Origin of the sequence: Corallococcus sp. BB11-1 (genome assembly GCF_026626625.1) — a bacterium.
GTDB lineage: Bacteria > Myxococcota > Myxococcia > Myxococcales > Myxococcaceae > Corallococcus > Corallococcus soli.
On record NZ_JAPNJY010000005.1, the window covers coordinates 1 to 26,749 of the forward strand.

Here is a 26,749-nt window from a genome sequence, read left to right on the forward strand (position 1 = left end):
GCCCCTGCGGGACGCCGTGCAGCGCGCGCACCAGTTCGTCACCTTCGCCACCGCGTCCCCGTTCCAGGCGGCCATGGCCGTGGCGCTGCGGATGCCGGACGCGTACTTCCAGGGGCTGACGGCGCTCTACACCGCGAAGCGTGAGCGGCTGCTCGCGGGCCTGCGCGCGGCGGGGCTCACCGCGCATTCCCCCGAGGGCAGCTACTTCATCCTCGCGGACATCGCGGGCTACGACTTCGAGGACGACGTGGCCTTCTGCCGGCACCTGGTGACGCAGGTGGGCGTGGCGGGCATCCCCCCCAGCGTCTTCTACGGCGCGGAGCACCGGCACCTGGGCCAGCGCTTCGCGCGCTTCGCCTTCTGCAAGACGGAAGGGGTGCTCGACGAGGCCGCGCGCCGGCTGCGCGAGAAGCTGCCCGCGCTCGCCGCGGCGAAGCGCTGAAGCCCCGCCCGGCGCGCCCGTGTCCGACGACTTCTTCGGGGAGCTGTACCTGCGCAGCACGCTGCCGTTCCTCTCCGAGGAGGTGACGGCCCGGGAAGCGGAGTACCTGGCCCGGGCGTTCGCGTCCGTGGACGGGCCCGTGGTGGACCTGGGCTGTGGCCACGGGCGTCATGCGGCGCGGCTCAACGCGGAGGGCGCGCTGGCCGGGCGGGTGGTGGGGCTGGAGCGGGATCCGCTGTCGCTGCGCCTGCGCCGGCCCGGCTTCCCGGTGGTGCGGGGCGACCTGCGGGCGCTGCCCTTCCAGGCCGGGTCGCTGGGGGGCGCCTACGCCTGGTATTCGACACTCTTCGCCTTCTCCGACGAGGAGCACGTCCAGGTGCTGCGCGAGGTGGCGCGGGTGCTCAGGCCCGGGGGGCTGCTCGTCTTCCAGACGGTGCCGTACGAGCGGCTGGCGCGATCCCCGGGCGCGGCGTTCCGGGAGCGGTTACCGGATGGGAGTCTCCTGGAGGAGGAGAGCCGCTTCGACGCGATGCGTGGGAGGGACGTGGGGCAGCGCCAATTGACGCTGCCGGAGGGACGCGTGCTGCGAGCGGCGTACGCCATTCGTTACTATCCTCTTGCGGAACTCAGGGGGCTGTTGGAAAGCACGGGCTTTTCGATGGCATGGGTGCACGGAGGCCTGGATGGCGGGCCGATGACACCCGACTCGACCGACCTCATCGTGGGAGCAGGGCTCCGGCAGGGCTGAACCAGGCCCGCGTACCGCGCCCAGGACACGTCCAAGTGGATCCGAAAGAACCAGCGCGAACGCGGGTCGGCCTGTTGGGGCAGCTGCCCCGCAAGGTCGACGTCTATGAGGTCGGTCCCCGCGACGGCCTCCAGAACGAACTGAGGACACTGCCCACCCGGGACAAGGCGCGGCTCATCAACGCGCTGGTCGCGGCGGGGGAGAAGCGCATCGAGGTGACGTCGTTCGTGTCACCCAAGTGGATCCCCCAGCTCGCGGACGCGGAGGAGCTGTTCAAGCTGGTGGGCCGCCGTCCGGGCGTCGTCTTCTCCGCGCTGGTGCCCAACCTCAAGGGCCTGGAGCGCGCGCAGGCGGCGGGCCTGGAGGAGGCCGCGGTGTTCATCTCCGCCTCGGAGGCCCACTCCAAGAAGAACATCAACAAGACCATCGCGGAGGCGCTGGCCGGCGCGAAGGAGGTCACCGCCGCCGCCCGCAAGGCCGGGATGCGCGTGCGCGGCTACCTGTCCACCGTCTGGGGCTGCCCCTACGAGGGCCACGTCCCGGTGGAGCGCGTGGTGGACATCTGCCGCCAGCTCGTGGACGCGGGCATCTACCAGCTCAGCCTGGGCGACACGATTGGCGTGGGCACCCCCCGGCAGACGGAGGAAATCCTGGGCGCCCTGCTGGCGCACATGCCGGTGGACACCCTGGCCCTGCACCTGCACGACACCCGGGGCACCGCGCTGGCCAACGCGCTGGTCGGCCTGTCCGCGGGCGTCACCACGTTCGACGCGAGCATCGGAGGGCTGGGCGGCTGTCCCTACGCCCCCGGGGCCGCGGGCAACCTGGCCTCCGAGGACGCCGTGTTCATGCTGCACGGCATGGGCGTGGACACCGGCATCGACCTGGACAAGCTGGTGGAGGCCGGGGAGATCGCCCAGGAGCTGATTGGCCGCAAGCTCGCGGGCAAGTACCTCCAGGCCGCGCTGGGCGAGCGGGAGAAGAAGTCCTCCCGCCGCGCGCAGACCTGAGCCCCCGGGGGACCGCGCTTCCTAGTGGTCCCCCAGCAGCTCCGGCAGGCGGGACTCGAGGCCCAGGTGCTGGGCCGCGATCTCCAGCATCTTGCGCTCCTTGCGGTCGATGCGGCCGTCGACGAGCGCCATCTCCACGATGTGGCGCAGGAACACCTCCGCCTCCGGGCTGCCGCGCGGCACCAGCCGCTCGAAGAGCTGGGGGCCGGCGTTGAGCGCCATCTCCACGTTGGCCCAGGACACGCTCCAGCGCTCCGCGCACAGCTTGAGCAGCTTGCGCTCGGCGTTGGAGACGTCGCCGTCGGACGCTGCGATGGAGGCCATCATGTAGAGCAGCCGCTCGCGCTCCTTCTGGTCCGTCATCACCCGGTCGCCGTCGGCCGGGGCCACCACCGCGCCGCGCTCCTCCGCGCGCGCCTGCTGGTGGCGGGCGGACGCGGCCGAGTGGCGCTGATCCTGCCGGACGTTCCAGGACTCGAAGGGGAGGGCGGACGCGAGCACCCAGTCCCGCTCGCCGTTGCCCAGCACGGTGCCGCAGAACTCGCAGGTGTTGGCGCCGGTGTTGGTGGTCGGCGCGTTGCACTGCGGGCAGCGGTCCGTGGACATGCCGGTGTCCGTGTTCGTCTTCGCGCCATGGCGGCGCACCAGCGTGAAGACCCAGCGCTGGGGCACGGTGGGGAGGCTCGGCGGCCGCTCGTTCACGGGCCCGATGCCCATGCGCGCGCTCCAGCGGATCTCCACCTGGGCCTCGTCGAACGAACCCGGGTGCACCTCCAGCGCGCGCACGTCCACCGCGCCCACCGCGCACTCCAGGAAGACGCGCCGGCGGCCCCGCTTGCCCAGCTCGTCCAGCTCCGACGACAGCCGGGTGATGGCCTCCGCGTTGGCGACCTTGGACAGGCGCTTCGTCTCGTTGCGGCTCTGCGCGTCGATCCACTTCCAGAACAGCAGCGACGCGCGGTCCTCCAGCATCTCCAGGTTGAGGGCCGGATCATCCGCGCGGGCCTGCATCAGGCCGTCCACCTGCTTGTGGTGGCGCACGTGCTCCACGCCCTGGGTGATCTCCGCCAGCGTCCAGTCGTAGTTGCCGGAGTTCACCACCGCGTCGCAGAAGCCGCAGGTGTTGGACGCGCCGCCCTTGTACGGGGCGCCGCAGTTGGGGCACTTGCCCTGGAACAGGTCCTCGCCGATGCGCGTCTGCGCCCCGGGCTTGCGCACGAAGGTCCACACCTCCGTGAAGGACTCCGCCGCGACCTTCTTCGCGGCGGCCATGGCCTGCGCGTCCGTCTGGTCCGCGGGCACGTCCGTGTCCCGGATGCTGGCGCGCACGCGGACGTGGATGCTGTCGTACCAGTTCGTCTGGTGCAGCCCGATGAGCTGCACGTCCTGCACGTCCATGTCCGCCAGCGCGTCGCGCACGCCCTGGGCGCGCATGAGCTCCAACTGCACGTTGAAGCGCTGCCACGTCGCGTCCGACAGGAAGGGGCGCACGGGCGTCATGTCGCGGCGGAACCACGACTTCTGCAGCTCCAGGAAGAGCCAGCGCACCTTGTCCAGCGTGGGCTGCAGCTCGAAGGACGGGTCCTTGAGCTTCAGCGCGTTGACCCAGCCCTGCACGTCGCGGCTGGACACCTCCGTGCGCACCTCCGCCTCGCGTTGATCCAACGCCCTCCGCGTGGTGGCCGTGGGGTGCAGGTTGCGCTTGTAGAGCCAGTACAGCCCGCCGCCCACCAGCAGCAGGGGCAGGGTGACCTTCGGGTACAGGAAGATCATCCGCACCAGGTCGAAGAGGAGCCAGAGGGGCAGGCCGTCGCCACCCCCGCCGCCACCACCCCGGTCACGCCCGGAGGTGTAGTGCTCGCCGCCGCCGCCGCGCGCCAGGGCCACCAGGGGGAGGGCCAGCACGAGCAGGGCGAGGACGGTGCGCAGTCCAGGCGACCATTGCCAGTGGCGTTTCGTCGGAGGGCACGAAGGCATGGGTGGAATCCTATCCGTTTACGGCTTGCCAGACTGGAGAACCGGTCGCAGGCTGCGCGCCATTCACGCGGGCCGCCCGACGCGGCCCGACACGGGGAGCGAAGATGCCGGAGTTCAAGGTCGACGCCCGCGGCGCCATCGAGATCTGGACCATCGACGGGGAGAGCCGCCGCAACGCCATCAGCCGCGCCATGCTCCAGGAGCTGGGCCAGCTCGTGGCCCGCGTGTCCTCCAGCCGCGACGTGCGCGCGGTCATCATCACGGGCGCGGGCGACAAGGCCTTCTGCGCGGGCGCGGACCTCAAGGAGCGCGCCGGCATGGCGGAGCCGGAGGTGCGCGCCTTCCTGGACGGCCTGCGCAGCACCTTCCGCGCCGTGGAGAAGAGCGACTGCGTCTTCATCGCCGCCATCAACGGCGCGGCCTTCGGCGGCGGCACGGAGCTGGCCCTGGCGTGCGACCTGCGCGTCGCCTCGCCCGCCACCGAGCTGGGCCTCACCGAGGTGAAGCTGGGCATCATCCCCGGCGGCGGCGGCACGCAGCGGCTGTCCCGGCTCATTGGCCCGGGGCGCGCCAAGGACCTCATCCTCACCGCCCGGCGCGTCAACGCGGCGGAGGCCTTCAGCATCGGCCTGGTCAACCGGCTGGCCCCGGAGGGGCACCTGCTCCAGGTCGCCTTCCAGCTGGCGGAGGCCGTCGTGGAGAACGCGCCCGTGGCGGTGGCCACGGCGAAGCACGCCATCGACGAGGGCACGGGCCTGGAGCTGGACGATGCGCTCGCCCTGGAGCTGAAGAAGTACGAGGAGGTGCTCAAGACGGAGGACCGGCTGGAAGGGCTCCGCGCGTTCGCGGAGAAGCGTCCCCCTGTCTATAAAGGCCGCTGAGCCGCGCGAAAGCGACAGGGGCGGCAAGCCCGCGGTCGCCCGCGGACCTTCCGCCCCTGACACCGCCCGTAAGGCGTCCTTCAGCGCGGGGTGACGGGTGCCTCACCCGTCACGGCGTGCGCTCAGGCGCTCGCGGTCTTCTCACCGCCGATGTTCACGCCCTGCTTGTTGATGTAGCCCATCGCCTTGTCCTTGACGGTGGTGCGCAGCTCGGTGCCCGGACGCGGCGCCAGCAGCAGGGCCACGACGCTGCCCGCGGCGGCGCCCAGCAGGAACGCGCCCAGGCCGCCCAGGCCCGTGCTCGCCGGCTTGTACGTCGTCAACCCCACATACCGCAGCGCGTCGTCGGGGTCGAAGTTGTCCCAGGACTTCCGGGCCCTCTTCGAGGCCTGTCCGGCGTACTCGGGAACCTGGTCAAGCAGCTGGTGCGCCAGGAACTGGCGGTAGATCTTGCTCTTGGCCAAAGCCTTCGCCTGCCACGTCTTCTTCGCTCCGAACATGGGTCCCTCCTGGGCCGGATGAATCACGGGTGGGGTGGCCCGCCTGGGTGCACCCCCCTCGTGCAACATCAAGGTAGGCAGGGAAGCCTCCGGTGCCAGCCCCCAGACGTGCTTCGTCGTAGCCCCATGCGTCGTCCGGTGGACGGCATGTCCGGTGGGACCCATGGCAAGAAGGCAGCCAGGCCAGGGGCTTTTTGGTATGTGGCCCGGGCCATGTCCTACGACCAGAAGCTGCTCGAGACGATCGCCCAGGTGGAGAAGGGTGGCGCGCCCAAGTACCACGCCAAGAACGCGGAGGCCGGCAAGCTCTTCGCCCGCGAGCGCATCCGCCTGCTGGTGGACGCGGACTCGTTCGTGGAGGACGGCAAGCTCGCCAACAACCTGGACGCGGATCTGCCCTCCGACGGCGTCATCACGGGGCTCGGGCGCATCGCCGGCCGCACCGTGGCCATCATGGCCAACGACTCCACGGTGAAGGCGGGAAGCTGGGGCGCCCGCACGGTGGAGAAGATCCTCCGCATCCAGGAGACGGCGAAGGCGTCCCGCTGTCCGCTGCTGTACCTGGTGGACTCCGCGGGCGCGCGCATCACCGACCAGGTGGACATGTTCCCCGGCCGCCGGGGCGCGGGCCGCATCTTCTACAACGAGGTGCACCTGTCGGGCGTGGTGCCGCAGATCTGCCTGCTCTTCGGACCGTCCGCCGCCGGCGGCGCGTACATCCCCGCGTTCTGTGACCTGGTCATCATGGTGGACGGCAACGCGTCCATGTACCTGGGCAGCCCGCGCATGGCGGAGATGGTCATCGGGGAGAAGGTCACGCTGGAGGAGATGGGCGGCGCGAAGATGCACTGCTCCGTGTCCGGCGTGGGCGACGTGCTGGTGAAGACGGAGCAGGAGGCCATCGCCGCGGCGAAGCGGTACCTGGCGTTCTTCCCGGAGAACTTCACGAAGCCGGCGCCGCGCGCGGAGCTGAAGGCCCCGAAGCACAGCGGCAAGCGCGTGGATGAGATCATCCCGCCGGATCAGAACAAGCCCTTCGACATGCACGCCCTCATCACGGAGCTCATCGACGAGGGCAGCTGGTTCGAGGTGAAGAAGCTCTTCGCCCAGGAGCTGATCACCGGCCTTGCGCGCATCGGCGGGCAGCCGGTGGGCATCGTGGCGAACCAGCCCAAGTACAAGGGCGGCGTGCTGTTCGTGGACAGCGCGGACAAGGCGGCCCGGTTCATCTGGCTGTGCGACGCGTTCAACATCCCGCTGCTGTACCTGGCGGACGTGCCGGGGTTCATGATCGGCACCAAGGTGGAGCGGGCGGGCATCATCCGCGCGGGCGCGAAGATGATCTCCGCGGTGTCGGAGGCCAGCGTGCCGCGCATCTGCGTGGTGGTGCGCAAGGCCTACGGCGCGGGCCTCTACGCAATGAGCGGCCCCGGCTTCGCCCCGGAGGCCACCCTGGCGCTGCCCCAGGCGATGATCGCCGTGATGGGCCCGGAGGCGGCGGTGAACGCCGTCTACTTCAACAAGATTCAAGAGCTGCCGGAAGCCGAGCGGCCGGCCTACGTCCAGAAGCTGCGCGACGAGTACAAAGAGGACGTGGACATCTACAAGCTGGCCAGCGAGCTCATCATCGACGCGGTCATCCCCGGGGATTCCCTGCGCGGGGAGCTGTTGCAGCGTTATGCGCTCTACGCGGAGCGCTTCCAGCCCCGCGCCGAAAAGAAGCACGGCGTCTATCCCGTTTGAGCCGTCCCCACCTGAGCTAGATTCCCGCCCCGACCATGGACTTCGAACTCCCCGACAGCCACCGCGCCCTCCAGGCCTCCCTCCGTGAATTCTGCGAACGCCGCGTGAAGCCCTATGCGCGCGAGTGGGACAAGGACGAGAAGTTCCCCATGGAGGTGGTGAAGGAGCTGGGCCAGCTGGGCGTGCTGGGCATGCTCGTCTCCGAGGAGTACGGCGGGGCGGCCATGGACTCGCTCGCCGTGGCGGTGGCGGTGGAGGAGATCGCCCGCTACGACGGCTCGCTCGCCCTCACGGTGGCCAGCCACAACGGCCTGGGCACCAGCCACGTCCGCGTCTTCGGAAACAAGGCGCAGCACCAGCGCTACCTGCCGAAGCTGGCCTCCGGCGAGTGGCTGGGCGCGTGGGGCCTCACCGAGCCGGGATCCGGTTCGGACGCGTCCGGCATGCGCACCACCGCGGTCCGCAAGGGCGACAAGTGGGTGCTCAACGGCGCCAAGATGTTCATCACCCAGGGCACGGTGGGTGACGTGTTCGTGGTGCTGGCGCTCACGTCGCCGGAGAAGCGCCAGAAGGGCATCACCGCCTTCGTGCTGGAGAAGGGCGTGCCGGGCTTCAGCCAGCGCGCCATCCACGGCAAGCTGGGCATGCGCTCCTCCGACACGGCGGAGCTCATCCTGGAGAACGTGGAGCTGGGCGACGACGCCATCGTGGGCGAGGTGGACCGGGGCTTCATCGACACGCTGAAGATCCTCGACAAGGGCCGAATCACCATCGGCGCGCTGTCGGTGGGCCTCCTGCGCGGGGCGCTGGAGGAGTCGGTGGCGTACTCGAAGGACCGCACCGCGTTCGGCCAGCCCATTGGCGAGTTCCAGGGCCTGCGCTGGATGATGGCGGACATGAAGACGGAGCTGGAGGCGGCGCGCCTCTTGGTGCACCGCGCGGCGCGGCTCGCGGACGCCGGCCAGCCCTATTCGGAGGAGGCCTCCATGGCGAAGCTGTTCGCCTCCGAGGCGGCCATGCGCGGCTGCAACAAGGCCGTGCAGATCCACGGCGGCTACGGCTACACGCGCGAGTTCCCCGTGGAGCGCTACCTGCGCGACGCCAAGCTCTGTGAGATTGGCGAGGGCACGAGCGAGATCCAGCGCACCATCATCGCCCGCGAAACGTTCAAAGGGGCCTGATGGACACCGCTCGGTTACGGGAGCTGGGGCTCCAGGTGCGGGAGGAGCCCTCCGGCATCGAGGTGATGCTGGACCTGGAGGCCGCGTCCCTGGTGAACCCCATCACCCGGGACTTCATCACCGAGGTGATCTTCCAGGTGGTGGGGGATCGGCTCATCCCCATCTCGCCCGCCGCCGTGGTGGGCATGACGCCCATCCTGCTGTCCGCCATCGACGCGGCGGAGGAGATGCAGGCGCTGCTGCTGGACACCTTCAGCGACCACGTCTTCCACCTGCAGCGCCGCTCGGAGGAGTTGCAGCTCCTAGGCCTGCCCGCGGACGTGGATCCCCAGTCCCTGGAGCTGTCCACGACGGTGAAGGAGGGCCACCTCGCGGTGAAGCTGGTGTCGGACCGGCAGGGCAACTTCCGCGTCGCGCAGGCGGTGCGCGGCGGTGAGGACCTGCCCACCGCGGCGGGCCACATCATCGAACTGTCGGAGTTCCGCGAGCGGGGCGCGCTGACGGGCTACCTGGCGGCGCTCTTCGGTGAGCCCACCCTCACCCGGACGCCGGTGACGGCGGGCGCGGGGCCGGTGCGCTTCGTGGAGATCGTGGAGAAGTTCGGCGCCCAGGCGCTGGTGCCGCCGCGCAGCAGCCTGGAGCTGCTGGCCCAGTTCCAGGTGGAGGGCAAGGCCTACCGCTTCGCCGCCGCGCGCATCGCCGGGCGCACCTTCCGGGGGATGCTGGCGGGCACGCAGGGCAAGGTGTGGGCGGGCCGCTTCGAACTGGACGAGTTCCCCGGCGTCGTGCGGATGGTCGCGGACCTGTTGAAGGTCGCCCCCGAGGCCGTGCGCCTCGTGGGCCCGGACGCCCCCCAGGAGTGAGACACCCGTGGAGAAGATGACCCTGGTGGAACGGGTGCAGGCGCTGGAGGGCCGGCTGGGCGTGACGTTCTCCCGGCGGGACCTGGCGCTGGAGGCCCTGACGCACAAGACGTACGCCAACGAGAACCGCGACCAGAACCTCAAGGACAACCAGCGCCTGGAGTTCCTGGGCGACGCGGTGGTGGACCTGGCGGTGAGCCACCGGCTCATGGACCGCTGCCCGGGCATGCCGGAGGGCGAGCTCACCAAGATGCGCGCCCGCATCGTCCACGAGGAGGGCCTGGCGCGCGTGGCGCGGGGCCTGCGCCTGGGCGACCTGCTGCTGCTGGGCCGGGGCGAGTCCCAGTCGGGCGGACGGGACAAGAACTCCATCCTCGCGGACGCCCTGGAGGCGGTGCTGGGCGCCGTGTACCTCAACGGTGGCCTGGAGCCGGCGCTGGCGCTGGTGGACCGCTGCTTCAGCGAGCCCCTGGAGGAGGTGGCCTCCGGCGCGGGCCGCCTGGACTACAAGACGCTGCTCCAGGAGATGTCCCACGAGCGGCTGAAGCTGTCGCCGCGCTACCGCGTGGTGGCGGAGTCCGGCCCGGAGCACTCCAAGGTCTTCGAGGTGGAGGTGTGCATTGGGGAGGTCGTGTACGCCCGCGCCTCCGGCCGCAACAAGAAGGAGGCCGAGCAGGCAGGCGCGCGCACCACGCTGGAGCGCCTGAAGACGGCGCCCGCGGCAGCCCCGGACACCGGGACAGACGTGCCACCCACGGTGGCGGTCGTCCCGGAGCTCCCGACGCCAGGGGTTCCCCCGGACGACCCTCCGGCGTGAAAGCCCTTGGAGGGGGAGGGGGGTGGGGGGTAGGGTCCGCGCCTTCGTGCCCTGGAGGGCGTTTCGTATGCACCGTCTTCTCGGTATCACCGTGGCCCTGTTCGCCGTGGGAGTCCTGGCCGCCGAGCCAGCCCCGGGCGCTTCCAGCGGCCCCTGGACCAGGAAGGTCCAGGCCGGCAAGGACCTCTACGCGACCCTGAAGACGAGCCAGGGCACGATCATCGTGCGGCTCTTCCCCAAGGAGGCGCCCAACACGGTGGCGAACTTCGTGGGGCTGGCGACGGGGGAGAAGGCCTGGACGGACCCCTCCACGGGCCAGCTGGTGACGAAGAAGCCCCTCTACGCGGGCACCGTCTTCCACCGCGTCATCCCGGGCTTCATGATCCAGGGCGGCGACCCCACCGGCACCGGCACGGGTGACCCGGGCTACCGCTTCGAGGACGAGTTCCAGGGCGGCCGCGGCTTCGACAAGCCGGGCATCCTGGCCATGGCCAACGCGGGCCGGAACACCAACGGCAGCCAGTTCTTCATCACCACCTCCACGCCCACGCACCTCACCGGCCGGCACACCATCTTCGGCGAGGTCGTCTCCGGCTATGACGTGGTGGAGAAGATCGGCAACGTGCCGCGCAGCGCGCAGGACCGGCCCCAGACGCCCGTCACGCTCGTCTCCGTCACGCTGAGCGACAAGGCGCCCAAGGGCGTCCCGGCGGCCAAGGCCCCGGCCGCCGCGAAGGACGCCGCGAAGGACGCCGTGAAGAAGAAGGTCCCCGCGGACGCCCCCGTCGCCCCGAGCCCCACGCCATGAGCTTCATGGCGCGGGCCCAGGCGGGCGAGGACCTGTACGGCACCCTGGATACAACGGAGGGTCGCATCGTCGTGCGCCTGTTCTCCCAGGACGCGCCGAAGACGGTGGAGAACTTCGTGGGGCTGGCGACGGGGGAGAAGGCCTGGACGCACCCCATCACCAGCCAGGCCATGCACGGCCGCCCGCTCTACGACGGCACGCTGCTCTTCCGGTGCATCAAGGACTTCATGATCCAGGGCGGGGACCCGACCAGCCGTGGCAACGGCGGCCCGGGCTTCCGGTTCGAGGATGAGTTCCAGGGCGGCCGGCGTTTCGACAAGAAGGGTGTCCTGGCCATGGGCAACACCGGCCCGAACACGAACGGCAGTCAGTTCTTCATCACCGCGGCTCCCACCCCCCACCTCAACAACCGACACACCATCTTCGGCGAGGTGGTGGAAGGGCAGGACGTGGTGGACCGCATCGCCAACGAGCTTCCCAAGGACTCGAACGACCGTCCCCGCCGGGACGTGCGCATCCAGACGTTGACCATCTCCACGGCGCGGCCCTAAGCAGCCCTCGTCGCCCCGTTCATCGCGGTACCGTCGTTTCCCCGGGGCCTTCCCGCAACTGTCGGAAGGCCCACTGATCATCTCCGGAAGTATGGCCTCCCAGTCCTCGCAGAAGAAAACCCGCGCCGGCTTCGCCGCGCTCATCGGCCGACCCAACGTGGGCAAGAGCACGCTGCTCAACGCGCTCACGGGCGAGAAGATCGCCATCGTCTCGCCCAAGCCGCAGACCACCCGCAACCGCATCCTGGGCGTGGTGACGCGTCCGGAGGGGCAGGTGGCCTTCCTCGACACGCCCGGCATCCACCAGGCCAAGGGGGAGCTCAACCGCTACATGGTGGAGGCCGCCCTCTCCGCGGCCGAGGAGGTGGACCTGGTCCTCTTCCTCATCGAGCCCCCCGCCGGGGAGACCATCGACGTGACGCCGGGCAACCGCGCCATCCTCGAGCGGCTGCAGAAGGTGGGCAAGCCCACCTTCCTGGTCATCAACAAGATCGACGCCATCCCGAAGGAGAAGCTCCTGCCGCTGATCTCGCTGTACGGCGAGCAGTTCCCCTTCGCGGAGGTGGTGCCCATCTCCGCCCGGGAGAAGGACGGCGTGGAGCACCTGTTCCAGGTGGTGCTGGGACACCTGCCGGAGGGTGAGCCGCTCTTCGCGGAGGACATGCTCACGGACCAGCAGGAGCGCGTGTTGGTGGCCGAGTACATCCGCGAGCAGGTGCTCCGGCACTGCCGGCAGGAGATTCCGTACTCCACCGCCGTGCTGGTGGACGTGTTCGACGAGTCCGAGCGCGAGCCGCGCCCCGGCACGCCCCCCGGGCAGCTGGGCGGCCTCATCCGCATCGCGGCGTCCATCTACGTGGAGCGCGACAGCCAGAAGGCCATCCTGATTGGCAAGCAGGGGCAGATGCTGAAGCTCATCGGTACGGACGCGCGCAAGTCGGTGCAGCGCCTGCTGGGCGCGCACGTCTACCTGGACCTGCGCGTGCGCGTGGAGGCCCGCTGGAGCGAGCGCGCCGCGGGCTTGAGGAAGCTGGGTTACGAGTGATGCGCCCGTCGTCGTCCGAGGGCTCGTCGTTCTTGTTGTCGCCGTCGTTGCCGTCGCTGTCGAAAGAGACTCCATGAAGCCGCTGGTCGCCATTGTCGGTCGCCCCAACGTGGGCAAGAGCACGCTGTTCAACCGCCTGGTGGGCCGCCGCGTCGCGCTCGTGCAGGACGAGCCGGGCGTCACCCGCGACCGGCACTACGCCGACGCGGACTGGGAAGGCCGGATCTTCACGCTCATCGACACGGGCGGCTTCGTGCCCGGTGAGAAGGACTCGCTGCTCAAGCAGGTGCGCGAGCAGGCGCAGTTCGCCGTGGAGGAGTGCGACGTCATCATCTTCGTCGTGGACGCCCGCGTGGGCATGTCCACGGCGGACGAGGCCGTCGCCAACTACCTGCGCAAGAGCGGCAAGCCGGTGGTCGTCGCGGCCAACAAGCTCGACAATGAGACGGGGCTGATGCAGTCGCTGGCGGGCGAGTTCTTCCGCCTGGGCCTGGGCGACGTGCAGGGCATCTCCGCCGAGCACAACCTGGGCATGGGCAGCCTGATGGACTCCGTCGTGGCGAAGCTCGCCCCGAAGGTGGAGGGCGAGGACGCCGAGGCGCCCCCCGACGACGGGAAGATCCGCGTCGCCATCATCGGCCGGCCCAACGTGGGCAAGAGCACCCTGGTCAACGCCATCCTCAAGGAGAAGCGCGTCGTCGTCAGTGAAGTCGCTGGCACCACGCGCGACCCCATCGACTCCGAGGTCACGTACAAGGGCAACGAGCTCATCCTCACGGACACCGCGGGCATCCGGCGCAAGAAGACCATCGCGCACCAGGTGGAGCAGTACTCCGTCATCGCCGCGCTCAAGGTGCTGGAGCGCAGCGACGTGGCGGTGCTCCTGATGGACGCCACCGAGCCGGCCGTGGATCAGGACGCGAAGCTGGCGGGCCTGTCCATGGACCGCGGCCGCGCGCTGGTCATCGTGGTGAACAAGTGGGATCTCATCGCGGAGGACAAGCGCAAGCAGGACGCGTTCCGCGACGACCTGAAGATCGCCCTGAAGTTCGTGGGCTACGCGCCGGTCATCTTCACGTCCGCCCTCCACGGCTCCAAGGTGGAGAAGGTGGTGGACGTGGCGGTGGAGCTGGCCAAGCAGTTCCGCTTCCGGGCGCCCACGCCGCAGCTCAACCGGCTGCTGGACTACATGGTGGACAACAACCCGGCGCCCATCGTGAAGAGCAAGCCGCTGCGCCTGTACTACATCGCCCAGGTGGCGGCGGCGCCGCCGACGTTCGCGCTCACGTGCAACGCGCCGGAAGGCGTGCCGGACATGTACAAGCGCTACATCACCAACCAGATCCGCAAGACGTTCGATCTGCGCGTGCCCATCCGGCTGCTCTTCCGCGAGCGTCCGGGCAAGGCCAAGCGCGAGGCGCGCAAGAACCCGAACCTGGCCAACAAGGGCAAGGGCGGGAAGCGGGCGGGGCGCGACTGACCGCGCTCGTTCGTTGACACTCCCAGCGGGCGCTCTTTACAGTGCGCCGCTTTCGCAAGCGAAGAGCACCGTCGAGCCGAGAGAGGTCCCCTCATCGTGGCCCAGCAGAAGACCGAGAAGATTCGCCAGCAGGAGCTTCGTCAGCCGGACGCCTTCCAGAAGGCGGGGGCGGACGCGCGCGACTGGCTGATGCAGCGCCAGAAGTTCCTCGCCATCGGTGCCGGTGTCCTGGTGCTGGGCGCGGTGGGCGTCGCCATCGCCAGCGAGGTCTCCAAGCGCGGCGAGGAGACGGCCTCCATGCAGTTCGGCCAGGCGCTCACCGTGCTGGATCGCCCCGTGACGGGCGTGGACCCGGCGGACCCCTCGTCCACGGAGCCCCCGTTCGCGACGGTGCAGGCCCGGGACGAGGAGATCGTCCGGTCGCTGGAGGCGTTCCGCAAGGAGTACGACGGCACGCGCGCGGCGACGACGGCGGCCCTGCCGCAGGCGAAGGCCGAGTTCCGGCTGGGCCGGTACGACGCCTCGCTGGCGTCCCTGGCCACGTTCCTCAAGGGCGTGCCGGAGAACGACGCCCTGCGCGCGGGCGCCCTGGAAGGCCAGGGCTACGCCTACGAGGCCAAGGGCGACTTCGCCAACGCCATCAGCTCCTTCGAGCAGATGGAGAAGGCGGACTCGGGCGAGTACCTGGCGGGCATGGGCCAGTACCACAAGGCGCGCATGCTCATCCTCCAGGGCAAGAAGGACGAGGCGGCCCAGGTCCTGTCGAAGATCCCCACGGACCACCCGAACAGCGCCGCGGCCCGTCAGGCCACGGAGCGCATGGCGGTGCTGGCCTCCGAAGGCGTGAAGGTGCCCACGCCGGCGCCGCCGCCGGCCGCCGCCACGCCGGATGCGGGGTAGCCGTCCGCTATGACCATGCGGCACGCTCGGTGGAAGCGGTGGGTGGGGATGTTGGCCGGGGTGGGGCTGGTGGCCGGCTGTGGCCGGGCGCAGCTCTACGGCAGCCCGGAGCTGCCCAGGGCTCCGCGTCAGCCGCCGGTGGAGTACTTCCGGGTGGACTGGTGGAAGGGGCTGGTCGACAAGGTCCCGCTGCTCGAGTACTCGCCGCGCGAGCCGGCCTCCCCGGTGTACGAGCCGGAGAGCCGCAACGTCATCGCGCAGACGCGCGACGGGTACATCCACGCGGTGGGCCCGGACGGCACCCTGTCCTGGTCCTTCCGCACCGGGGCCCGGGCGCTCGCGGGCGCCATGACGAGCGAGGGCGTCGTCTACGCGCCGGGCGGTGACGGGACGCTGTACGCGCTCGACGGCGCCACCGGGAAGGTGAAGTGGAAGTACCCGACCCAGGAGTCGCTGGCCACGGTGCCGGTGCTGGCGGACGGGCTGGTGCTGGTGGCCTCGGACACCGACACGGTGTTCGCGGTGAAGGCGTCGGACGGGACGTGGGTCTGGCAGTACCGGCGCGACCCTCCGTCGGGCTTCACCATCCGGGGCGCCTCCGCGCCGAAGGTGGACCAGGGCACCGCGTACGTCGGCTTCTCCGACGGCTTCCTCGTCGCGCTCAAGGTCGACGACGGCGGCGTCATCTGGGAGAAGGCCCTGTCGGGCACCGGGACGGAGTTCCTGGACGTGGACTCCACGCCGGCCATCGACTCGGCGGGGCGGCTCTACGTGGCCTCGTACAAGAACGGCCTCTACGCGCTGGAGGCGGACTCCGGCGCGGTGCTGTGGAACACCAGCGTGGGGGGCATGACGTCGGTGCTCGCCCGGGGTGAGGTGGTGTTCGCCGCCGGCGACAGTCGCGTGGACGCCTACCTGGGGGAGACGGGACGGCTCATCTGGTCGCTCCCCCTCAAGGACAAGACGGCCCTGGCTCCGGTGTTGGCTCGGGGAATGCTGCTGATCCCCAACCAGAACGCGCTGCTGTTCGTGGATCCGACGACGGGCAAGACGCGCATGGCGTGGAACCCGGGCCGGGGCATCTCCGCGCCGCCGTACGTCGTGGGCTCGCGGGTGTACGTGCTGTCCAACAACGCGTACCTGTACTCGCTGGACATGAACAACGTGGAGAAGGGGCCGCGCGGGTGACGCGCGCCGTGCCCCGGACGGTGCGGGTGGTGGCGGCGCTGATTCCCCAGCCCTTGAGGGACGGGGGCCCGGAGGAGGGTGGGCGCCGGTTCCTCGTCCAGCAGCGGCTCCCCGGAGGCAGCCGGGCGCTCCTCTGGGAGTTCCCCGGCGGCAAGGTGGAGGCCGGTGAGACGGACGAGGCCGCCCTGGCGCGCGAGTGCCGCGAGGAGCTGGACGTGGAGCTGTCCGTGGGCCGCCGCCTGTGGGAGGGCCGGCACGCGTATCCGGATCTCACCGTGGAGCTGGTGCTGTACGCGGCCACGCTGGTGTCGGGCGAACCGAAGCCCCTGGGCGCGCACACGCTGGCGTTCCACACGCCGCGGGAGATGCAGGCGCTGCCGTTCTGCGAAGCGGACGTGCCGCTCCTGGAGGACCTGCTGGCCGGAAGGATGGGTGCGCTCGATTGATGCTGCTGCACACGTTCCAGCACATTCCCGGCGTGGGTCCGTGGCGGGAGAAGGACCTGTGGTCCAAGGGCATCCGCACCTGGGATGACTTCCCGGACGGCGGCATCGTCATCAGCCGCAAGGCGGACGTGATTGCCCGCGAGCGCATCGCCGTGGCCCGCGAGGCGCTGGCCCGCAGGGACTTGAAGGAGCTGGCGCGGCTGGTGCCACCGCGCGAGCACTGGCGCCTGTTCCCGGAGTTCCAGGACGACGCCGTCTACTTCGACATCGAGACGGACGGCAGCCAGACGCAGGTGCCCACGGTGGTGAGCCTGTTCGACACCGCGGGCCTGCACGTCTTCGTCCAGGGCCGGAACATGGACGCGCTGCCGGAGGCCATGGCGGCGCGCCGGCTGTGGGTGACGTTCAACGGCTCCTGCTTCGACGTGCCGGTGCTGAAGGAGTACTTCGGCGAGAAGCGCTTCCCGGTGCCGGAGGCGCACATCGACCTGCGCTTCGTCACGCGGCGGCTGGGGTTGGGCGGCGGGCTGAAGGAGATTGAAGAGAAGCTGGGCGTGGGCCGGCCGCCGCACCTGAAGGGCGCCAACGGCTACGACGCGGTGCTGCTGTGGCGCGCGTACCTGCGCCGGGGGGACGTGGCGGCCCTGCGCTACCTGGTGGAGTACAACCTGTATGACTCGTTCCAGCTCCGGTCGCTGATGGACCTGGCCTACAACAAGGGCGCGGACGACCTGAACCTGGACGTGCCCCGGCTGAAGGTCTTCGAGCGCGGGGACCTGCTGTACGACGTGAGCCGACTGTTGTTGGAACTGGGGCCCACCCCAAGCGACGTGGACACGCTCGCTCGGGTGCGGGCCATGGAGCAGGATTCCTGAGCGGCCAGGTGGTCCCCTGGGTTGGCCGGCCGCGGCCCGGCGCCCCCTGGGGCATTCCCAGCCGCCGCGTGGAGCTCACCCGCGTCACCGCCTTGCCGGTGACGGACGCGGAGTGGGCCGGGGACGGCTTCGTCCTGAGTCCGGGCGGAGACGCGCTGGGGCTCGCGCTGAGTGCCCGCCGGCTCGCGGTGCTCCAGGCCGGCGAGGCGTGGCCACCCGAGCGTTCGCTGGAGCTGCCCCGGACCGCGCAGCTCGTCGCGCTGCACCCGTCGCTGAAGAGCGCGGCGGTGCTGGGGCCGGGGCGCATCGAGATGGTCGGCCTGGGGACGGACGGCGGCACCGCGGGCACGACGGCGCGCACCTGGACGCGGCCCACGCAGGCCATCGGGTTCGACAGCACCGGCCAGGGGCTGTGGACCAGCGATGTGGTGGACGGGCGGGCGTCCGTGCAGCTGGTGGACGCTCGGACGCTGTCCGACGTGGATGGGATGGACACGAGCCGCGACGCGCCGCTGGGCGAGGACGACGTGGACGGCCTGCACGAATGGATGCCGCACCCGAGCCTGCCGGTGATGGGCGCGGCGCTGAGCTGCGGCCAGGACGGCACGTGGCTGACGTTCCTGGAGCGCGGGGCGACGGGGCTCGTGCGGGGCGCGGAGGTGGCGTCGGCGGACGCGCCTTTCTACCCGGCGGGCTTCTTCCCGGATGGCGCGAGCTTCATCGGCGTGGGTGGCACCTGGGTGCGGCGCTGGTCCTACCCGGAAGGAACGATGGCGGCGGAGTTCATCCTGCCGGAGCAGGGAACGCTCGCGACGGGCTACACCGGGCTCGTGACGGCGCGCGCGGTGCTGGTGGCGGTGGAGGACCTGTTGGCGGTGGGGGAGTGGTACCTGCTCCAACTGGACCCGGTCACCCTCCGTCCGGTGTGCGCGTGGGAGCTGCCGTTGTCCACGGAGGCCGTCACGTCGCTGCACCTGTTGCCCGGGGGCTTCATCCTGTCGCCGGAGGATGGGCAGCTCTGGCGGTTGCCCGAGGAAGTGCTGGCCCCCGAGCCGGCTTCCGCCCGGTGAACACCGGTCGCGCGGATTGTTCACGCGCGCGTGGAATGGTCCCCGGGGCTGTCTGTAGGGTCCGGGACCATGAGCGATCCCAACTTCGTCAATCAGCCCCCGGGAGTCCCACCGCCACCGGACGCCGAGCCACCCAAGGCGCCGTCGCGGGGGAAGGTCCTGGGAATCCTGATCGCGGTGATGGTCCTGGGACTGGTGGGCTCGTATTTCGGGCTGAAGCGCCAGTCGGAGGCCGTGCCCGCGGCCGTGGTGCCCGCCGTGGCGGATGCGGGCGTGGCGGCGCCTGCGCCACCGGAAGTGTCGCTGCCGGAGAGCGACGGTCGGGTCCGGGAGCTGGCGCGCAAGCTGTCGGTGGATCCTGAGCTGGCGCGGTGGCTGGAGGAGCGCGACCTGACGCGCCGGTTCACGTCGTCCGTGAACAGCATCGCCGAGGGTGAGAGCCCCAGGCCGTCGCTGCTGTTCATGGCGCCGCCGGGAGGCTTCGAGGTGACCGCCCTGGGTTCCGAGGGCCGCACGGCGATCGCGCCCGCGAGCTACGCGCGCTACGACCTGGTGGCCCGGGTGCTGGGGTCGCTGGACGCCTCCGGCGCGGCGCTGGTGTACCGGGAGCTGAAGCCGCTCATCGACCAGGCGTACGGGGAGATCGCGCCGCCGGGACAGCGCTTCGAGGACACCTTCGGCCGGGCCGTCCAGCACCTGCTGGCGGTGCCGGTGTCGCCGGGGCCGGTGGAGGTGGAATCCAAGGGCGCGCTGTACGTGTACACGGCGCCGGAGTTGGAGGGCCTGAGCCGGGCCCAGAAGCACCTGTTGCGCATGGGCCCGGGGAACATCCGCATCATCCAGGCGAAGCTGCGGGAGATGCGCAAGGCGCTGGGGCTGCCCAGCCCGGAGCCCACGGCAGCGGAGCCGCTGCCGGATCAGGTGGTCCCGGGTGAGTCCCAGACCGGGCAGTAGCGGCTAGGCCGTGTCCGCAAACTAGAGCCAGAGGCGGATGGAGGCGATGTGGACCATCGCCAGATAGTTGGCGGCGCGCTTATGGAGGCGATGTGGACCATCGCCAGATAGTTGGCGGCGCGCTTTTCGTAGCGCGTCGCCACTCGCCGATTCTGCTTCAAACGGTTGAAGAGGCACTCGACGCGGCAGCGCTTGCGGTAGGCGGCACGCCGGAAGGTGCGTTGCCGGGGCTGGTTCGAGCGGGTCGGGATGATGGCCTGCACTCCGTGCTCGCGGCACCAGACGCGCAGGGTGTTGTAGCTGTAGCCCTTGTCGCCCACGAGCGCGTCGGGCAGGCGGCGCGGCGCACCCGGCGAGTGCGCACGCGGGACGCTTCCGCCCGTCATCAACGCTTCGAAGGCCTGCGTCTCGTGGCGCTGGCCCGCCGTCAGTGCGAAGACGAGCGGCCGGCCCTCTCCCTCCGCCCGGACGTGCAGCTTGGTAGAGAAGCCCCCCTGGCTGCGGCCAAGCGCTTCAGCTTCCCCCCTTTTGACGGCGTGCCTCGCGCGCCGGCCGCGTGCTGGTGGGCCCGAATGACGCTGGCGTCCATGAAGTGCAACGCCCAGTCCAAGTGCCCGTCCTCGTGCGCTTCGGCTTGCAACTGCCGCAGCACGCGGGCCCAGATTCCTGCCTCCTGCCACCGGTAGAATCGGCTGCTGAGCGTCTTCCAACTGCCGAATTGCTCCCGCGGCACGTCGCGCCATGGCGCGCCCGTGCGCAGCACCCAGAGGATGCCGTTGAGCACTTCCCGGTGGTCCTTGTTCGGGCGCCCCCTGGCTGGCTGCTGCGGTGGCAGCAGCCCGGCCAGTCGCTCCCATTGGGCGTCGGTCAACTCTCCTCGACTCATGCCCTCCTAACAACCGCACCCGCTCGAACTATTTGCGGACACGGCCTAGTTGCGCTTCTTCTTGCCGCCCTTGGCGGGGGGCGGCTTGGGCTTCTCTTTTTCGCCGGCGATCTGGAACGCGGCGCGGAGGTCCTCGACGTCGCGGCCGCGCGAGTCCTGGAACGCCGTGCCGGTCTGGGAGTCCACGACCAGCGTGTATGAGAAGCCCGTCTTGAGCGGCTGCGGCAGGTGGATGCGGTAGACGAGCCCGTCCTCGTTTTCGGTCACGGTGTCGTCGGAGACCATGGCCCGGTCGGCTTCGTCCATGAGCCGGACCCGGTAGTTCTTCAACAGCAGCGTGCTGCGCAGCTCCAGGTCGGAGGTCTGTTCGACGAGCGGCTTTTCCTCCAGGGCCAGCGGGATGAGCGCGAGGCCCGCGTCCGGCGCCTGGTACTGGAGCGTGAAGACCACCGTGTCCGGGGCCGCATCCGGGGTCACCGAGGTGCCGGTGACGCCGCCATCCAGGGGGGCCTCGGACGTCTTGTCGGGGCAGCCGGTGAGCAGGGCCGCGGTGAGGCCGCAGAGCACGGCGATGCCGGTTCGTCGGAAGAAGCGCATGGGGCGGCAACGTATGTGCCGGACGCGGACTCGGGAAGCCCGTGAACACGGGCCAGGGATCCCAAGGTCACTGGCGGACGGTCATCTGGAGGCCCATTCGTGGCGCACAGGGGACATCCAGGGGGCCTCAGGACCCGGAATCGAACCACCAGAATCCCTCAGGAACCCCTGGTCATGACGTCTGATAAGAAGCGTTATGTAAACTAACCGACCAATCTGCCCGGAAGACGCCCCCCTTGGGTGTTCGGTTAACCGGCCAATCCACCCCCGCTGCCGTCGCCGCCCCGCTGCTCTGGGCGTGGTCGTCGCTCAACTGGGTGGTGGGGCCGGTGCTGATGTTCGCGTTGGCGTGGCTCTTCCTGCCGGACCTGCCGCACTACCACAACGGCCTGGTGCTCATCGGCCTGGCCCGCTGCATCGCCGCCCGCGTCCTGGAACTGCTGACGCGCGAGGGCTGGGCCCGGTGGTGCCGAGTATGGGCCTGATGCTCCTCAGGACCCGTGCCCCCGCATTGAAGAAGATGATCTCCTGGGCATCGTTGGTGGCGATGATGGCATCGGCTACCTGAGAGACGATGTCGGCAATCCAGGCCTCGGGTACTGGCGGCTTCTTCATCACGTTCCCCCCCTGTTGCAATCAAAGCCTAGCGACTTGCCACGGCGTTGACAGCTTCCTCCCGGAAGCACGTCCTGCATCTGACCCCCGCTCTCCCTGGAAGACCGTGAACCGGCTGGGGCCGCAGGACACCTCGCCTGGCATGCCATGCCCCGTCTCCCTGAGGTGGTGCTGGCACGCCATGGCCGCTTCATGCGTCCGGCCCCAGGTTTCCGGGAGGACACCTCTGCCGGAGTTGAAATCATGGACCCCTCCCCCCACACCGAAAAGCCTGCCGAGATGCCGTCTCCGGTGCGGGCGAGTCCTCCATCCATCCTCTGGTTCGAGGCCCTGTCGCGCGAGGATGTGGCCTGGGCCGGGGGCAAGGGCGCGAACCTGGGGGAGCTGACGCGCGCCGGGTTGCCCGTGCCTCCCGGCTTCGTCATCACCGCCTCCGCCTTCCATGACGCCATGCGGCCGGTGCGCTCCCAACTGAGCGCGCTGTGGCGGCGCGTGGAGCCAGACGATGCCCGCTCGCTCGCCGAAGTCACGAAGGAGATGCAGAGCGTGGTGCTCAAGGCGCCCCTGCCTGATTGGCTGAGCACCGCCGTGCTCGCCGCGTACCACCAACTGCGGGAATGCACCGCTGTCGCCGTGCGCTCCTCGGCCACGGCCGAGGACACTGCGGCCACCTCCTTCGCGGGCATGCACGAGTCCTTCACCAACGTGGCGGGCGAGGAAGCGCTGTTCGACCGGCTGCGGGCGTGCTGGGCCTCCGCCTACGGACAGCGGGTGGTGGCCTATCGGAAGGCCCAGGGGCTCACGGATGAGCCAGAGATCGCCGTGGTGGTTCAAGCCATGGTGGACTCGACGCGCTCGGGCGTCATGTTCACCGCGGACCCCGCCACCGGCGACACGGGCCACCTCGTCATCGAGGCGGCCTTTGGCCTGGGCGAGGTCGTCGTGGGTGGACAGGTGGAGCCCGACACGTACCTGGTGGATCGGATGGGACCGCGCGTGCTGGAGACGCGCGTGGGGCAGAAGGCCTTCCGCCTGGTGCGCGACGGCGTGGGCCACGAGAAGCGTGAGACGCTCTCACCTGAAGAGGCCCGGCGGCGCGTGCTTGACGACGTGGAGGTCCTGGAGCTGGCGCGGCTGGGCCTGCGCGTGGAGCGACACTACGGCGCCCCCCAGGACATCGAGTGGGCGGAGGCGGACGGCCGGTTCTACCTCGTGCAGTCCCGGCCGGTGACGACCGGCCATGTCGCCACCCCCAATCCGCCCGCGCCCGTCGGGGCTCCGGAGCGACCGCGCGTGTCCGGCCTGGGTGCATCCCCGGGCCTCGCGACGGGCCGGGTGCGCGTGCTGCGCGACGCAAGCGAGGCAGCGCGGCTGGAGCCTGGGGAAATCCTCGTCGCGCCGATGACGTCTCCGGACTGGGTGCCCACGCTGCGGCGCGCGGCGGCGGTCGTCACCGACAGCGGCGGCATGACGTGCCACGCGGCCATCGTCAGCCGCGAACTGCGCAAGCCCTGCGTGGTGGGGACGCGCACCGCCACCCGGGTGCTCCATGACGGCGAGGAGGTCACCGTGGATGGTGGCGCGGGCACCGTGTGGCCGGGCCGTGTTCCGGACGCTTCCCCCAGCGTGGCGGTGGCCAGCCCCTCGGAGGCGTCCGCCACCGCTCGCACGGGCGAGGTGATGGCCCATCCCCACGAAGTGCTCGGCACGCGGCTCTACGTGAACCTGGCCCTTCCCGGCCAGGCCCGCGAGGCCGCGGCCCTCCCGGTGGACGGCGTGGGCCTGCTGCGGGCGGAGTTCATGCTCACCGAGGCGCTGGGCGGGGCGCACCCCCGAAAGCTCATCGCCGAGGGGCGCCAGCGTGAGTTCATCGAGCGGATGTCCGGCGCGCTGCTGGCCATCACCCACGCCTTCCGCGGGCGCCCGGTGGTGTACCGCACCACGGACTTCCGCACGAACGAGTTCCGGAATCTTCAGGGCGGAGCGGACTTCGAGTCCCCCGAGGCCAACCCGATGCTCGGCTTCCGCGGCTGCTACCGCTACCTGCGCGAGCCGGAGGTGTTCCGGCTGGAACTGGAGGTGCTCGCCCGGGTGCGGGAGCAGACGCCCAACCTCCACCTGATGCTGCCCTTCGTGCGCACGGCGTGGGAGCTGGAGGCGTGCCTGGAGGCCGTGGACGCAAGCCCGCTGGGACACCAGCGCGGGATGGAGCGGTGGGTGATGGCGGAGGTGCCCTCCGTCGTCTACCGCATCCCCGAGTACGCGCGCATGGGCATCACGGGCGTGTCCATCGGCTCCAACGACCTGACGCAGCTCATGCTAGGCGTGGATCGGGACTCGGAGCAGTGCGCGGAGCTCTTCGACGAGGAGGACGCGGCGGTGCTGGACGCCATCGTGCGTATCATCCGGGCCAGCCACGAGGCGGGCATCACGTCGTCGCTGTGCGGCCAGGCGCCGTCCAACCGCCCGGGCTTCGCGGAGCACCTGGTGCGCGCGGGCATCACCTCCATCTCCGTGGACCCCGGGGCCGTGGACGCCGCCCGGAGCGTCATCGCGGCGGCGGAGCGCCGGTTGCTGCTGGATGCGGCCCGGCCCCTTGCGTGACGGCCCCGGAAGGCCGGGGGGCGCGCGTTGCCGGGCGGTCCACGCGCGCGAGCGCCAGGAGCGTCAACGCGACGGCCACGCTCGCGAGGACGCGCACCCAGTCGTGCACGTGGAGCGGATGCAGCCCCACGCGCGTCGCCAGGGGCGGCCACTGGAGGAGCAGCACCGAAAACGCGAGCGTCAGCGCGCAGACCCAGCGCGACGTGCGCGTGCGCAGCCGGGTGAGCACGGCCGCGAAGCCGGCGCTCGAAAGCGACAGCGACGCCAGCGCCACCGCCCTGGCGTGCGCCACGTCGTGGCCGGCGCTCAGGCTCCGGTCATACGCCCAGACGAGCCCCACCGCCGTCAGCCCGCCCACCAGCAGGAGCGTGGCCCACTCGGACCGGGCGAAGAAGCGGGCGGGGACCCGGCCGCGCACGGGGGCCAGCCGCCCCGGCCGCGCGGACTCCTGGAAGGCCAGCATCGCGGTGGGATGGATGAGCAGCTCCAGCCAGACGATGTGGATGGGCAGGTACAGCAGCGGGTAGCCCGCCAGCGGCAGCAGCGCCGCGGTGCTCACCAGCGGCAGGTGGACGAGCAGCAGGTAGAGGAAGCAGTGCTGGAGGTTCTGGAAGAGCTGGCGGCCCTCCGCGATGGCGCGCACCAGCGTGCCGAAGTCGTCGTCGAGCAGCACGATGGAGGCCGCCTCGCGGGCACTGCGGGTTCCCCGCCCACCCATGGCGATGCCCACGTCCGCAGCCTGGAGCGCCGGGACGTCGTTCACGCCGTCGCCCGTGACGGCCACCACCTCGCCCTCGCGGCGCAGCGCCTTCACCAGCGCGTACTTCTGCGCCGGCACCGCGCGGGCCACCACGTCCACGGGCGGCACACGGCCTGCGTCGTCCAGTCGCGCCACCAGCGCATCCCCCGTGAGCACCCGGGGCGCCGTGCCCCCCAGTCCCAGGCGACGGGCCACCGCCAGCGCCGTGCGAGGGTGGTCCCCTGTCACCATCACCGTGCGCAGGCCCGCGTCGCGACACTCGCGCACCGCCGCCTCCGCCCCGGCGCGCACCGGATCCTCGCACGCCACGAGCCCCAGGAAGTGGAAGCCCCGCTCCGGCTCCCCGCCGCGCCAGTCCGCGGCGTCCAGCGTCTGGCTCGCGCATGCGATGACCTTGCGCCCCTCGCTCGCGAGCGCCGTCACGCGCCGCTCCCACTCCTCGCGCTCGCCGGCCGCCAGCGCGCACAGGTCCAGCACGCGCTCCGGCGCGCCCTTCACGCTGGCCATCAAGAGGCCGGCCCCCTCGCGCACCACGGACGTCTCGCGCTGGCGCTCCTCGGTGAAGGGGAACGTGGCCTCGCGCGCGCCGCCGGCCTCCGGTGAAGGGGCGCTCGCGGCCGCCTCCAGCAGCGCCGCGTCCAGCGGATCACCTCCCTCCTCCCGCGAAGCCCGCGCCGCGGCGCGCAGCAGCTCCCCGGTGGACACCTCCGGCGCGGGCAGCAGGCGCGCCACCTGGAGGCGGCCCTCCGTCAGCGTGCCCGTCTTGTCGGAGCAGATGCAGGTGACGCGGCCGATGTTCTCCACGGAGACGGCATGCCGCACCAGGGCCTGCCGCCGGGCCAGGCGGTAGACGCCCGCGCCCAGGAAGAAGGTGAGCGCCATCGGGAACTCCTCCGGCAGGGCCGCCACGCCCAGCGTGGCCGCGCTCAGCAGCGCGTCCATCCCCCCGAAGCCCTGGCGCCACCGCACGAACGCGAGCACCGCGCACAGCAGGGCGGCCACGCCCACGAGCACCGCCACCAGGTGGGCCACCGCCTGCTGCAGCGGCGTGCGCGCGCGGGCCTCTCCCCGCGCCGACCGGACGATGCCTCCGTACAGCGTGTCCTGACCGGTGAAGACGACGCGCATCCAGGCCGTCCCGGTGAGCAGGCGCGTCCCGGACAGGCCCCAGTGCCTGCCGTCCACGGCCGGCTCCTCTCCAGGAGGAAGGCGTTCCAGCGGACGCTTTCGCACGGGCAGTGACTCACCGGTGAGCGAGGACTCCTCCGCCTGCAGATCCTCGCCATGCACCAGCAAGCCGTCCGCCGGGAAGTGCTCTCCGGCGGCCACGCGCGCCAGGTCCCCCACCACCACGTCCTCCGCGGGCACGTCCACCTCGCGCCCGTCGCGCAGCAGAATCGCGCGGGCGGCCAGCCGGCTGCGCAGGCCCTGCGTGGACGCCTGGGTCCGGTGGTGCAGGAAGGCGTCCATGCCCAGCAGTGGGATGACCGCCAGCAGCATCCCCCACCCATTCGTGCGCTCGCCCAGGGCGAAGTAGAGCGTGCTGGTGCCCAGGAGGAACCAGAGCATGGGGTCCCCCAGCGCCTCGCGCAGCGTGTGGAGCGCCGGGCGGCGGGACGTGCCGCGCACGTCATTGCGGCCGTAGCGCTCGCGCCGCGCCAGGACCTCGTCCGCACCCAACCCCGTCACCGCGTCGAGGGCGCCAGACAGGCGACGGGTGGGAACAGGGATTCGCATGGGGCACGCACCAGGGGAACGCTGGAAGCAGGTGCCGCGAAAGGCAACCGGGCGCGGCGGCCGTGGGGAGC

Annotated in this window: 24 protein-coding genes and 1 pseudogene; 20 read left to right on the forward strand and 5 right to left on the reverse strand. The window is 70.9% G+C overall.

Going from position 1 to position 26,749, the window contains the following annotated elements:
* The 3 genes from OV207_RS06820 to OV207_RS06830 form a co-directional block, all read left to right on the forward strand.
* Positions 1–442 (forward strand): aminotransferase class I/II-fold pyridoxal phosphate-dependent enzyme (locus OV207_RS06820; protein WP_267553629.1); only part of this gene is annotated, 442 nt, incomplete at its 5' end.
* Between the two features lie 19 nt (positions 443–461).
* Positions 462–1,190 carry a class I SAM-dependent methyltransferase gene (locus tag OV207_RS06825; RefSeq protein WP_267553632.1) on the forward strand — a complete coding sequence of 243 codons (729 nt, stop codon included), beginning with the start codon at positions 462–464 and terminating at the stop codon, positions 1,188–1,190.
* A 35-nt stretch (positions 1,191–1,225) separates the two neighbouring features.
* A complete protein-coding gene (locus OV207_RS06830; protein ID WP_193429669.1) occupies positions 1,226–2,200 on the forward strand; it encodes a hydroxymethylglutaryl-CoA lyase in 975 nt (324 codons plus the stop codon).
* A gap of 21 nt (positions 2,201–2,221) precedes the next feature.
* Here OV207_RS06830 and OV207_RS06835 read toward each other — a convergent pair whose 3' ends face one another.
* On the reverse strand, positions 2,222–4,177 hold the full coding sequence (locus tag OV207_RS06835; protein ID WP_267553633.1) for a TIM44-like domain-containing protein: 1,956 nt from the start codon (positions 4,175–4,177) through the stop codon (positions 2,222–2,224).
* Between the two features lie 104 nt (positions 4,178–4,281).
* Between OV207_RS06835 and OV207_RS06840 the strand changes: the two genes are divergently transcribed.
* On the forward strand, positions 4,282–5,058 hold the full coding sequence (locus OV207_RS06840) for an enoyl-CoA hydratase-related protein (protein WP_193429671.1): 777 nt from the start codon (positions 4,282–4,284) through the stop codon (positions 5,056–5,058).
* Positions 5,059–5,180: 122 nt separating this feature from the next.
* Here the strand turns inward: OV207_RS06840 and OV207_RS06845 are convergent, their stop codons facing one another.
* Entirely contained in the window at positions 5,181–5,558 is a 378-nt protein-coding gene (locus tag OV207_RS06845) for a YtxH domain-containing protein (protein WP_267553636.1), read from the reverse strand.
* A gap of 213 nt (positions 5,559–5,771) precedes the next feature.
* On the opposite strand from OV207_RS06845, the gene OV207_RS06850 reads away from it, so the two are divergent.
* From OV207_RS06850 to OV207_RS06915, 14 genes are all read left to right on the forward strand, one after another.
* Positions 5,772–7,301 (forward strand): acyl-CoA carboxylase subunit beta, encoded by a 1,530-nt coding sequence (locus OV207_RS06850; protein WP_193429673.1) that lies wholly within the window; start codon positions 5,772–5,774, stop codon positions 7,299–7,301.
* A 35-nt stretch (positions 7,302–7,336) separates the two neighbouring features.
* Entirely contained in the window at positions 7,337–8,482 is a 1,146-nt protein-coding gene (locus OV207_RS06855; RefSeq protein WP_193429674.1) for an acyl-CoA dehydrogenase family protein, read from the forward strand.
* Positions 8,482–9,345, forward strand: a complete 864-nt coding sequence (locus OV207_RS06860; RefSeq protein WP_267553638.1) for a hypothetical protein — start codon at positions 8,482–8,484, stop codon at positions 9,343–9,345. Before OV207_RS06855 ends, OV207_RS06860 begins: the two co-directional genes overlap by 1 nt.
* A 16-nt stretch (positions 9,346–9,361) precedes the next feature.
* The gene (gene rnc / locus OV207_RS06865; protein WP_227027934.1) at positions 9,362–10,162 is read left to right on the forward strand and encodes a ribonuclease III; all 801 of its coding nucleotides are present in this window, start codon (positions 9,362–9,364) and stop codon (positions 10,160–10,162) included.
* Between the two features lie 67 nt (positions 10,163–10,229).
* Positions 10,230–10,970: a peptidylprolyl isomerase gene (locus OV207_RS06870; RefSeq protein ID WP_267553640.1), complete on the forward strand. Its 741-nt coding sequence runs from the start codon at positions 10,230–10,232 to the stop codon at positions 10,968–10,970.
* Positions 10,967–11,521 (forward strand): peptidylprolyl isomerase, encoded by a 555-nt coding sequence (locus OV207_RS06875; RefSeq protein ID WP_193429677.1) that lies wholly within the window; start codon positions 10,967–10,969, stop codon positions 11,519–11,521. The genes OV207_RS06870 and OV207_RS06875 overlap by 4 nt, the downstream gene beginning before the upstream one ends.
* 91 nt (positions 11,522–11,612) lie before the next feature.
* Complete coding sequence (gene era, locus OV207_RS06880; RefSeq protein ID WP_120544187.1) at positions 11,613–12,566, forward strand: GTPase Era; 954 nt, start codon at positions 11,613–11,615, stop codon at positions 12,564–12,566.
* A 73-nt stretch (positions 12,567–12,639) separates the two neighbouring features.
* A complete protein-coding gene (der, locus tag OV207_RS06885; protein ID WP_193429678.1) occupies positions 12,640–14,046 on the forward strand; it encodes a ribosome biogenesis GTPase Der in 1,407 nt (468 codons plus the stop codon).
* 93 nt (positions 14,047–14,139) lie between these two features.
* Positions 14,140–14,946, forward strand: coding sequence for a tetratricopeptide repeat protein (locus tag OV207_RS06890; protein WP_415835325.1), 807 nt, complete (start codon positions 14,140–14,142; stop codon positions 14,944–14,946).
* A 48-nt stretch (positions 14,947–14,994) separates the two neighbouring features.
* Positions 14,995–16,134: a PQQ-binding-like beta-propeller repeat protein gene (locus OV207_RS06895; protein ID WP_267553645.1), complete on the forward strand. Its 1,140-nt coding sequence runs from the start codon at positions 14,995–14,997 to the stop codon at positions 16,132–16,134.
* Positions 16,131–16,580 carry a (deoxy)nucleoside triphosphate pyrophosphohydrolase gene (locus OV207_RS06900; protein WP_267553648.1) on the forward strand — a complete coding sequence of 150 codons (450 nt, stop codon included), beginning with the start codon at positions 16,131–16,133 and terminating at the stop codon, positions 16,578–16,580. The genes OV207_RS06895 and OV207_RS06900 overlap by 4 nt, the downstream gene beginning before the upstream one ends.
* Entirely contained in the window at positions 16,580–17,455 is an 876-nt protein-coding gene (locus OV207_RS06905; protein ID WP_193429682.1) for a ribonuclease H-like domain-containing protein, read from the forward strand. Before OV207_RS06900 ends, OV207_RS06905 begins: the two co-directional genes overlap by 1 nt.
* 8 nt (positions 17,456–17,463) lie before the next feature.
* Complete coding sequence (locus OV207_RS06910) at positions 17,464–18,525, forward strand: hypothetical protein (RefSeq protein ID WP_267553650.1); 1,062 nt, start codon at positions 17,464–17,466, stop codon at positions 18,523–18,525.
* 69 nt (positions 18,526–18,594) lie between these two features.
* Positions 18,595–19,479, forward strand: a complete 885-nt coding sequence (locus OV207_RS06915) for a DUF3014 domain-containing protein (protein WP_193429684.1) — start codon at positions 18,595–18,597, stop codon at positions 19,477–19,479.
* Between the two features lie 95 nt (positions 19,480–19,574).
* On the opposite strand, the pseudogene OV207_RS06920 reads toward OV207_RS06915, so the two are convergent.
* Both OV207_RS06920 and OV207_RS06925 read right to left on the reverse strand, forming a co-directional pair.
* A pseudogene (locus OV207_RS06920) lies at positions 19,575–20,365 on the reverse strand (IS5 family transposase); the annotation flags it as partial.
* 45 nt (positions 20,366–20,410) lie between these two features.
* A complete protein-coding gene (locus tag OV207_RS06925; protein WP_193429685.1) occupies positions 20,411–20,962 on the reverse strand; it encodes a hypothetical protein in 552 nt (183 codons plus the stop codon).
* A gap of 236 nt (positions 20,963–21,198) precedes the next feature.
* Between OV207_RS06925 and OV207_RS37630 the strand changes: the two genes are divergently transcribed.
* On the forward strand, positions 21,199–21,447 hold the full coding sequence (locus OV207_RS37630; RefSeq protein WP_324291503.1) for a hypothetical protein: 249 nt from the start codon (positions 21,199–21,201) through the stop codon (positions 21,445–21,447).
* A gap of 373 nt (positions 21,448–21,820) precedes the next feature.
* A complete protein-coding gene (gene ppsA / locus OV207_RS06935) occupies positions 21,821–24,181 on the forward strand; it encodes a phosphoenolpyruvate synthase (protein WP_267553653.1) in 2,361 nt (786 codons plus the stop codon).
* Here the strand turns inward: ppsA and OV207_RS06940 are convergent.
* On the reverse strand, positions 24,126–26,678 hold the full coding sequence (locus OV207_RS06940) for a cation-translocating P-type ATPase (protein WP_267553654.1): 2,553 nt from the start codon (positions 26,676–26,678) through the stop codon (positions 24,126–24,128). The genes ppsA and OV207_RS06940 overlap by 56 nt on opposite strands.
* Positions 26,679–26,749: the final 71 nt, after the last annotated feature.

Bases quoted from the DNA above. Each gene is read 5' to 3' on its own strand.
- OV207_RS06855 (WP_193429674.1), top strand. From the start codon at position 7,337: ATGGACTTCGAACTCCCCGACAGCCACCGCGCCCTCCAGGCCTCCCTC.
- ppsA (WP_267553653.1), top strand. From the start codon at position 21,821: ATGGACCCCTCCCCCCACACCGAAAAGCCTGCCGAGATGCCGTCTCCG.
- OV207_RS06875 (WP_193429677.1), top strand. From the start codon at position 10,967: ATGAGCTTCATGGCGCGGGCCCAGGCGGGCGAGGACCTGTACGGCACC.
- rnc (WP_227027934.1), top strand. From the start codon at position 9,362: ATGACCCTGGTGGAACGGGTGCAGGCGCTGGAGGGCCGGCTGGGCGTG.
- OV207_RS06940 (WP_267553654.1), bottom strand. From the start codon at position 26,678: ATGCGAATCCCTGTTCCCACCCGTCGCCTGTCTGGCGCCCTCGACGCG.
- der (WP_193429678.1), top strand. From the start codon at position 12,640: ATGAAGCCGCTGGTCGCCATTGTCGGTCGCCCCAACGTGGGCAAGAGC.
- OV207_RS06835 (WP_267553633.1), bottom strand. From the start codon at position 4,177: ATGCCTTCGTGCCCTCCGACGAAACGCCACTGGCAATGGTCGCCTGGA.
- OV207_RS06840 (WP_193429671.1), top strand. From the start codon at position 4,282: ATGCCGGAGTTCAAGGTCGACGCCCGCGGCGCCATCGAGATCTGGACC.
- OV207_RS06895 (WP_267553645.1), top strand. From the start codon at position 14,995: ATGTTGGCCGGGGTGGGGCTGGTGGCCGGCTGTGGCCGGGCGCAGCTC.
- OV207_RS06915 (WP_193429684.1), top strand. From the start codon at position 18,595: ATGAGCGATCCCAACTTCGTCAATCAGCCCCCGGGAGTCCCACCGCCA.
- era (WP_120544187.1), top strand. From the start codon at position 11,613: ATGGCCTCCCAGTCCTCGCAGAAGAAAACCCGCGCCGGCTTCGCCGCG.
- OV207_RS06870 (WP_267553640.1), top strand. From the start codon at position 10,230: ATGCACCGTCTTCTCGGTATCACCGTGGCCCTGTTCGCCGTGGGAGTC.
- OV207_RS06925 (WP_193429685.1), bottom strand. From the start codon at position 20,962: ATGCGCTTCTTCCGACGAACCGGCATCGCCGTGCTCTGCGGCCTCACC.
- OV207_RS06905 (WP_193429682.1), top strand. From the start codon at position 16,580: ATGCTGCTGCACACGTTCCAGCACATTCCCGGCGTGGGTCCGTGGCGG.
- OV207_RS06845 (WP_267553636.1), bottom strand. From the start codon at position 5,558: ATGTTCGGAGCGAAGAAGACGTGGCAGGCGAAGGCTTTGGCCAAGAGC.
- OV207_RS06850 (WP_193429673.1), top strand. From the start codon at position 5,772: ATGTCCTACGACCAGAAGCTGCTCGAGACGATCGCCCAGGTGGAGAAG.
- OV207_RS06860 (WP_267553638.1), top strand. From the start codon at position 8,482: ATGGACACCGCTCGGTTACGGGAGCTGGGGCTCCAGGTGCGGGAGGAG.